At 64.5% G+C, this 2,013-nt stretch carries 5 protein-coding genes and 1 pseudogene; 2 read left to right on the top strand and 4 right to left on the bottom strand.

The features are described 5' to 3' along the window. Positions 1-57: 57 nt before the first annotated feature. A complete protein-coding gene (locus ABDV69_RS21310; RefSeq protein WP_343577816.1) occupies positions 58-243 on the bottom strand; it encodes a type II toxin-antitoxin system VapB family antitoxin in 186 nt (61 codons plus the stop codon). A gap of 138 nt (positions 244-381) precedes the next feature. Between ABDV69_RS21310 and ABDV69_RS21315 the strand changes: the two genes are divergently transcribed. Both ABDV69_RS21315 and ABDV69_RS21320 read left to right on the top strand, forming a co-directional pair. Then, complete coding sequence (locus ABDV69_RS21315) at positions 382-582, top strand: hypothetical protein (protein ID WP_343577818.1); 201 nt, start codon at positions 382-384, stop codon at positions 580-582. Beyond that, on the top strand, positions 579-920 hold the full coding sequence (locus ABDV69_RS21320; RefSeq protein WP_343577820.1) for a type II toxin-antitoxin system PemK/MazF family toxin: 342 nt from the start codon (positions 579-581) through the stop codon (positions 918-920). Before ABDV69_RS21315 ends, ABDV69_RS21320 begins: the two co-directional genes overlap by 4 nt. A gap of 22 nt (positions 921-942) precedes the next feature. Here ABDV69_RS21320 and ABDV69_RS21325 read toward each other — a convergent pair whose 3' ends face one another. The 3 genes and pseudogenes from ABDV69_RS21325 to ABDV69_RS21335 all read right to left on the bottom strand — a co-directional run. After that, positions 943-1,293 carry a type II toxin-antitoxin system PemK/MazF family toxin gene (locus ABDV69_RS21325; RefSeq protein WP_343577822.1) on the bottom strand — a complete coding sequence of 117 codons (351 nt, stop codon included), beginning with the start codon at positions 1,291-1,293 and terminating at the stop codon, positions 943-945. Then, positions 1,277-1,507 carry an antitoxin gene (locus ABDV69_RS21330; protein WP_343577824.1) on the bottom strand — a complete coding sequence of 77 codons (231 nt, stop codon included), beginning with the start codon at positions 1,505-1,507 and terminating at the stop codon, positions 1,277-1,279. The genes ABDV69_RS21325 and ABDV69_RS21330 overlap by 17 nt, the downstream gene beginning before the upstream one ends. Positions 1,508-1,578: 71 nt before the next feature. After that, a pseudogene (locus ABDV69_RS21335) lies at positions 1,579-2,013 on the bottom strand (acyl-CoA synthetase); the annotation flags it as partial.

The following is a 2,013-nucleotide window of genomic DNA, read 5'->3' on the forward strand; positions in this document are numbered from 1 at the left end:
GCAGAGACCGTGACGCGGGTGTCCCGAATGCACGGCAGGCCGTTCATCCGCCTCGGGTCAATGGTGATGAGGGAGAAGACCATTCTCTGATGTTACGCGGGCGCTTACGAGTGACCAGTTGTCGTGGTGCGCACGACGGTGGCGCAGCGCGCCGTTGACCGTGTCCTTCTTGGTCGTTGTTTTGAGCACCTTGGCAGCCGCCGCGAGGGCCTCATCATCGATATCGACAACGGTCCTTGCCATGCATAAACGGTACCGTCAAGGTATGTGTGCCTGCGGGTGAGAGATGTGCACAAGCACGCTCTACCGCATGGCTCAATGCACGGTGCCTCAGCCGCGAAACTGTCGAACATTTGTCGAACGCCCGTTAGCATGGGTGACATGCCTGCATCAATCGGTTTCCGTCCGACGCAAGATGACGAGCGCATCCTGCGCGAGGCCGCGTGGCCGGGCGAGAGTACTTCGGACACATTGCGCCGAGCACTGCGGCTGTTGGACCACGAGCGGTGGCTGGCGCAGTTTCGCGCGGACGCGGAGGCGCTTAAGGACGAGGATGTCAACGCGGAGCCCGAAGCCTGGTGATCCGCGGAGCGGTCTATCGGATAGATCTTGGGCGGCCCCGCGGCCACGAGCAGGGCGGCAAACGCCTGGGTTTGGTTGTGTCTCCGTCGGATTCGCCGTTGTCAGTCGTGGCCGTGATCCCCACGTCGACCTCGGCCGGCCCGTCCATTCACCGTCCCGAGATTGAGATCGCCGGTCGCCCGACGCGGATGCTGGTCGACCAGATCCGCTCGATCGACATCCGCTATGTCGTGGGCGACCCAGTCGACTACCTGACTCGCGACCAGCTCGTCGAGGTCGAGCTCGCGCTGGTCCACTACCTCGGCGTTCAAGACGCCACTCCACCGCGATCTTCATAACGTCCCGCAGCGTCGTCGACGATCACAACTCCAGGTGCAGGCGCAGCGCATCATCGAGCAGCGCAAGCTCGACGTGAGAAACCCGACCGATCCGCCGCTGCAGCCGTTGAGTCGCAACGGATCTGATCTGCTCGGCCTGTGCCTTGCAATCCATCGTCAATCCGGTTTTAGGGGCGGCCAACAGCACCTGGAATGGGTAGACGGTGGCGATATTGCTGCTGACTGGCACAACGGTCACCACGCCACGGCCGAGCCGGGCAGCGGTCGCGTTGGCTCGGTCATTGCTGACGATCACCGCTGGGCGGTGCTTGTTGGCTTCGCTGCCTTGAGCGGGATCGAAGTCGACCTGCCAGATCTCACCGCGTCGCATCACCGAATCCGTCGCCCGCTGTGTTCTCCCAAAGTTCGCCCTCGCCGACCGCCGACCATTCCGCCCAGGCGTTGTCGTAATCGGCTTCGAGGGCAGAGTGGCGAAGCATCCGAATCGCGCGTTGCACGCCTGCCGAGCGCGATGGTAATCCCGCTCGTTGGACGTAGGCGTCGAGAACCTCGGCATCCGTGTCGGACAGACTCACACTCAGCTTCATACCGGAATGCTACCAGAGTAGTATCGCTAGTAGGAGCACCGTCGCACCGAGTCGTGGCGAGTGGCGACGTGTCAGCAACGCCGTATCGGCCATACCGGATCGGCGCAGTCGCGGCCCTCGGCCGTCAGCTGCCGCTTGAGCACTTTGAAGGTCGCCGTCTTCGGCAGATACGCGGCGACCCGAACGTAGGACGGCCACTGCTTGGGCCCGAGGTCGGTCTGCGCGGCGAGGAACGCTCGGAACGTGTCCGCATCGAAATTGGCGCCTGGCGCGAGCACCAACGCGGCCATCACCTGATCGCCGACGGCCGGATCCGGCACCGGGTAGACCGCCACCTCGGTCACCTCGGGATGCCGCGCCAGCACCCGCTCGATCGGTGCGGTGCCCAGGTTCTCGCCGTCGACGCGTAGCCAGTCGCCGAGCCGGCCGGCGAAGTAGGCGTAGCCGCCCTCGTCGCGGTACGCGAGGTCGCCACTGTGATAGACACCGCCCGCCATCCGCTGCGC

The sequence above is a fragment of the Mycobacterium sp. genome, assembly GCF_039583785.1.
In the GTDB taxonomy this organism is placed as follows: domain Bacteria; phylum Actinomycetota; class Actinomycetes; order Mycobacteriales; family Mycobacteriaceae; genus Mycobacterium.